This window comes from Nitrospirota bacterium, assembly GCA_016212215.1.
Taxonomy (GTDB): Bacteria; Nitrospirota; 9FT-COMBO-42-15; order HDB-SIOI813; family HDB-SIOI813; genus JACRGV01.
On sequence record JACRGV010000146.1, the window covers coordinates 1 to 4,389 of the forward strand.

Annotated in this window: 7 protein-coding genes, 2 tRNA genes and 1 pseudogene; 3 read left to right on the plus strand and 7 right to left on the minus strand. The window is 41.6% G+C overall.

What is annotated here, in order from left to right:
• The 7 genes from HZA08_13360 to HZA08_13390 form a co-directional block, all read right to left on the minus strand.
• On the minus strand, positions 1-247 hold a 247-nt coding region (locus HZA08_13360; GenBank protein ID MBI5194411.1), incomplete at its 3' end, for a hypothetical protein.
• An 83-nt stretch (positions 248-330) separates the two neighbouring features.
• Positions 331-424, minus strand: a tRNA-Ser gene (locus tag HZA08_13365).
• A 99-nt stretch (positions 425-523) separates the two neighbouring features.
• Positions 524-877 (minus strand): four helix bundle protein, encoded by a 354-nt coding sequence (locus tag HZA08_13370; protein ID MBI5194412.1) that lies wholly within the window; start codon positions 875-877, stop codon positions 524-526.
• Between the two features lie 61 nt (positions 878-938).
• Positions 939-1,025, minus strand: a tRNA-Ser gene (locus tag HZA08_13375).
• Positions 1,026-1,307: 282 nt separating this feature from the next.
• A complete protein-coding gene (gene serS, locus HZA08_13380) occupies positions 1,308-2,588 on the minus strand; it encodes a serine--tRNA ligase (protein ID MBI5194413.1) in 1,281 nt (426 codons plus the stop codon).
• Positions 2,589-2,667: 79 nt separating this feature from the next.
• Positions 2,668-3,105: a PIN domain-containing protein gene (locus tag HZA08_13385; protein ID MBI5194414.1), complete on the minus strand. Its 438-nt coding sequence runs from the start codon at positions 3,103-3,105 to the stop codon at positions 2,668-2,670.
• Entirely contained in the window at positions 3,102-3,377 is a 276-nt protein-coding gene (locus HZA08_13390) for an AbrB/MazE/SpoVT family DNA-binding domain-containing protein (GenBank protein ID MBI5194415.1), read from the minus strand. Before HZA08_13390 ends, HZA08_13385 begins: the two co-directional genes overlap by 4 nt.
• 195 nt (positions 3,378-3,572) lie before the next feature.
• On the opposite strand from HZA08_13390, the gene HZA08_13395 reads away from it, so the two are divergent.
• The 3 genes and pseudogenes from HZA08_13395 to HZA08_13405 all read left to right on the plus strand — a co-directional run bounded on the left by HZA08_13395 (position 3,573) and on the right by HZA08_13405 (position 4,232).
• Entirely contained in the window at positions 3,573-3,725 is a 153-nt protein-coding gene (locus HZA08_13395) for a hypothetical protein (GenBank protein MBI5194416.1), read from the plus strand.
• Between the two features lie 85 nt (positions 3,726-3,810).
• Positions 3,811-4,041 (plus strand): annotated as a pseudogene (locus HZA08_13400) (type II toxin-antitoxin system RelE/ParE family toxin).
• The gene (locus HZA08_13405) at positions 4,038-4,232 is read left to right on the plus strand and encodes a hypothetical protein (protein ID MBI5194417.1); all 195 of its coding nucleotides are present in this window, start codon (positions 4,038-4,040) and stop codon (positions 4,230-4,232) included. Before HZA08_13400 ends, HZA08_13405 begins: the two are co-directional and overlap by 4 nt.
• Positions 4,233-4,389 lie beyond the last annotated feature (157 nt).

Genomic DNA, 4,389 nt, shown 5'->3' on the forward strand with positions numbered 1-4,389 from the left:
CCTTACCATTAGCGGTCTGCTTGTCTATTACTGTCAATATGACGCCTTTCCACTTGCCTTTAATGGCATCTGGAATAATAACCTTCATATCTTCTGATGCAGGCATTTCTATATCACCATGAGCCGGCATCATGGATTGTTGTTCAGGAGGCGGAGGCTTAGGTTGTTCCTTCTTGGTGCATGCATAAAAACCAATCAGATAAATGATAGAAAGTGTAACAAGAGTTAATTTTTTAATAAATTTCATATTGTTTTTATTAATCCTTCATATTGCTTCTGTTAAATGTTATAAGTTTAAAGTTACAAGTGAAAATTGCAACGCAATTTTCTTGGCGGAGAGGGTGGGATTCGAACCCACGGTGGAGTTATTAGCCCCACAACTGCTTAGCAGGCAGCTGCCTTCGACCGACTCGGCCACCTCTCCGGGAGTTGCTTCGCAACTACTTTTAACTTATAACAATTAACTTTTAACTAAAACCTGAAAACTGTGAAAACTGAAAATCTTGAAAACCAACTTAAACCTTTAATCTTTTAAGAGGGATGAACGGAAGGCGCTGAGTTGTTTTACTAAACTTTCAGCCATCTCTTCAATCTCCTTATAGATTTGCTCATCAAGCATATCATATGTATTGGCTAAATCAAAACCTGCTACTGTTTCATAAGTGGACCGTATAGAAATTCCAAGAAAACGTGCAAACTCGGCATCTGAATTATCAGCAGAACCTTCTGCAATATTCAATACGATGGAATTTAGTGCTCGTATAATCTGGTCCGCTAATGCCTTATCCTTAACTTTATCTTTAAGGATGTTCCTGCAAAACCTCCCATAAAGTTTTGCATCCTGATAAACCTTAAATTTCCTAAACCGAAAAGCCACCTGTCATCTGTTAAAAGTTAAAAGTTATAAGTTATAAGTGAAAATTGCAAAGCAATTTTCCTGGCGGAGGGGGTAGGATTTGAACCCACGGTGCTCATCACACAACGGTTTTCAAGACCGTCGCCTTAAGCCACTCGGCCACCCCTCCTTGCTACGAATGTCATAAATGCCTTTCTACGGCGTTGGACTCCTCAGGGAATCCTCAACGTACTTAAAAGTACGCCTCCGGTTCCCTTCGTCGTCCGCCTTGTAGAAAGTCATTTCTGACATTCTCAGTTGCTTATACGAATGCTATAAATGTCTTTCTGCGGCGTTGGACTCCTCAGAAAATCCTCAACGTACTTGAATAAGTACGTCTCCGGTTTTCTTCGTCGTCCGCCTTGCAGAAAGCCATTTCTGACGTTCTCAGTTGCTTAGTTACATAGTTCTTTCAATCAATACAGGCTTCAATCCTTTCCATACCTCCCATGTAGCTCCTCAGAATATCAGGTATTAAGACTGTTCCGTCTGCCTGCTGATAGTTCTCTAATATTGCCACAAGTGTCCTGCCTACTGCAAGCCCTGAACCGTTTAGGGTATGGACATATTCAGTCCTTCCTTTACCGGCCTTATATCTTATATCAGCCCGTCTTGCCTGAAAGTCCTCAAAGTTACTGCACGATGATATCTCCCTGTATGTGTTCTGACCTGGGAGCCATACCTCAATATCATAGGTCTTTGCTGATGAAAACCCTATGTCACCTGTGCAGAGGGCAACAACCCTGTAAGGCAGGCCAAGCCTCTTTAATACCTCTTCTGCATTATTAGTCAGTTTCTCCAGTTCATTATAAGACTCATCAGGCTTGCTGAATTTTACGAGCTCTACCTTGTTGAACTGATGCTGTCTTATCAACCCCCTCGTGTCCTTACCGTATGATCCAGCCTCACGTCTGAAGCAGGGTGTATAAGCAGTATAATATAACGGAAGCGCCTCTTCCTGCAATAACTCACCCTGATGAATATTTGTTACAGGGACTTCAGCAGTAGGAATAAGATAGTAACCATCTCTCTCTATCTTAAAAAGTTCATCCTCAAATTTCGGCAACTGACCAGTGCCGGTCATGGTCTTTCTGTTCACCATGAATGGAGGAACGACCTCTTTATATCCATGCTCCCTCGTGTGGAGATCGAGCATGAAGTTTATCAATGACCGCTCAAGCAATGCACCGGAACCTTTGAGCAGAGAAAACCTTGCGCCTGCTATATTGGTTGCACGCTGGAAGTCTATGATATCAAGATCCTCTCCTATCTCCCAGTGCGGTTTAGGTTCAAAGGTAAACCTGGGGATCTCGCCCCACTTCCGTATTTCTATATTCCCTTTCTCATCCTTACCAACCGGTACAGATTCATGAGGGATGTTAGGCAGGATTAATAGTATCTCCCGCTCCTGTTCCTCTATGCCCCGTATATCCACCTCCAACTGCTTGATCTCATCAGAGACCCCTTTCATCTGCTCTAAATACTGGTCAGCGGACTTTCCTTCCCGCTTCAATTTCCCAATCTCGTCAGATGCCTTATTTCTCTGGAATCTAAGGTCTTCGACCCGTTTGAGGATGGACTTTCTCTCTTCATCAAGCTTTAAAAGGGATGCGAGATCTATAGCCTCACCCCGTTTTCTAAAGCCTTCCTGAACCTTTAAAGGATTTTCTTTTATCAGTCTTATATCTAACATTTTCTATTGCCTGAAACAGACGTATACTCTAACATTCACACATGAAATAGTCAACGCGCGGATAAACGGGGTCAGGAGTCTACGAAGAGGCTGCATGCAATAGTTTCTCAGGAGTAACCTTCTTAAAGTCCTCAACATTCAAGGTTATGAGCTGATCTGCCCCTGCTTTAATTGCAGACTGGGCTATCAATGCGTCATAGATAGTGCCGCCTGATATCTGTTGGCTGGAAAGTCTTTGTATAACTGATACGTAATCAGATTTTGACAGGGGAACAACCTCGAATATTCCTAAGAGGTTTTCCTTTATAAGTTTCCATGCAGCCGCAGGGCCTATACGCGGTTGAACAGGTAGAGATGTTAGAACGGCGTATATCTCCGCAAGGCTATGAGCGGCTATTATTCCATGGAATTTTCTTTGTCTGGCGTCACGGAGATATCTGAATGCCTTTGTATGTTCCGGATGAGAGGTAACCATAGCTGCCACAAGAATGGATGTGTCCATGAGGACTTTTCTCATTCAGCAACCCCACTAAGCTTTTTAAGCCTCTGAAGACGGGCTTTCTTCTCAAAACCTTCTATTTGTTCTATGGCATCACACTTGGCAACCATTACGCCTTCTTTATTTACAAGAATAGATTCCTCTGTTACCGGATAAAGTGCAATTTCCGTATCATGCTCTTCAATCTTAAGATCACATCCTGGGGTCAGGCCGAGATTCACCCTGATTTTCTTCGGAATGAGTACCCGTCCAAATTTATCCAGAGTTGTTTTGTATGATAATTTTTTCATATTGGCAATATAGCTTGTAAATTGGCAAAAGTCAAGTCCAGTGGGTTGCCGGTGCAAGTGATACCATGTACGTTAGTATCTCTCAATAACGACACTAACCTCGATTTGCTTTCAATGGGATGTTTGAATATAATGATTTGTGGAGATGGATGATGGTGTTGTATAAATCTGCTATAAGGAGGCAGGCAAACCTGTATGGGGGAAATTTATAAAGATAAGAAATCAAAAGGCTGTGCACTGTGTAAGCCTCATAAACATGGGTGGGCTCCGAAGAAGAAAGCAAAGATATTGGCTTTTGAAAGGGAGACAGATAAAGAGATAATAAAATCCTTAGGTAAGCAGGATTGAGGGGCTTATATGGCGACGTTGATTCATTACTGATGTAATGTGGTTGAGTGTTCTGATTAAGGAATAGCTACTGAGGGTCACTTAGTTGAAGAACAGCGGGATTCAGCCTAAAGAGAATTTATCCAAACATCTGTAAGACGGCATATTTGAGCTTAGGGTGAGCCTTGAAAACAGGATTTCAAGGAACCTTTATTTTTATGAGTCTGACAAAAGGATTATCTTCACTAATGGTTTTGTAAAAAAAGAACAAAAGACGCCGAAAAGTGAGATTGAAAAAGCGAAATCTATCAGAATATTATGGAGATGTGCAAAATGAGCATTGCAGAGAAATACCTTAAAAAACAGCTTTCTTCTGAGGAATTCAAGCGTTCTTTTCTGGAGGAAAAGGTTAAGCTGGATATCGAGTATCGTTTAGAAGAACTCAAAAGAGATATCCAGACCCACAAGAGTCCTGAAGAGCTTATCAAGAAGGTTGACTCAATAGAACAATACCTCATGTCTGTGTAAACCAGTTAGGAAGTCAATGACTTTTCTGTTCTTTGATTAGAATATCGGATTGATATTTTACTGTCAAACTAAATTTGTAGTAATGACTTATCTCTGTTTTCAAATTGAGGTAAGATGGATGAAGCTTACTTTGTGCATACCTGCTAAGGGCGTGCGC

Bases quoted from the DNA above. Each gene is read 5' to 3' on its own strand.
- serS (MBI5194413.1), bottom strand. From the start codon at position 2,588: ATGTTAGATATAAGACTGATAAAAGAAAATCCTTTAAAGGTTCAGGAA.
- HZA08_13385 (MBI5194414.1), bottom strand. From the start codon at position 3,105: ATGAGAAAAGTCCTCATGGACACATCCATTCTTGTGGCAGCTATGGTT.
- HZA08_13390 (MBI5194415.1), bottom strand. From the start codon at position 3,377: ATGAAAAAATTATCATACAAAACAACTCTGGATAAATTTGGACGGGTA.
- HZA08_13395 (MBI5194416.1), top strand. From the start codon at position 3,573: ATGGGGGAAATTTATAAAGATAAGAAATCAAAAGGCTGTGCACTGTGT.
- HZA08_13405 (MBI5194417.1), top strand. From the start codon at position 4,038: ATGAGCATTGCAGAGAAATACCTTAAAAAACAGCTTTCTTCTGAGGAA.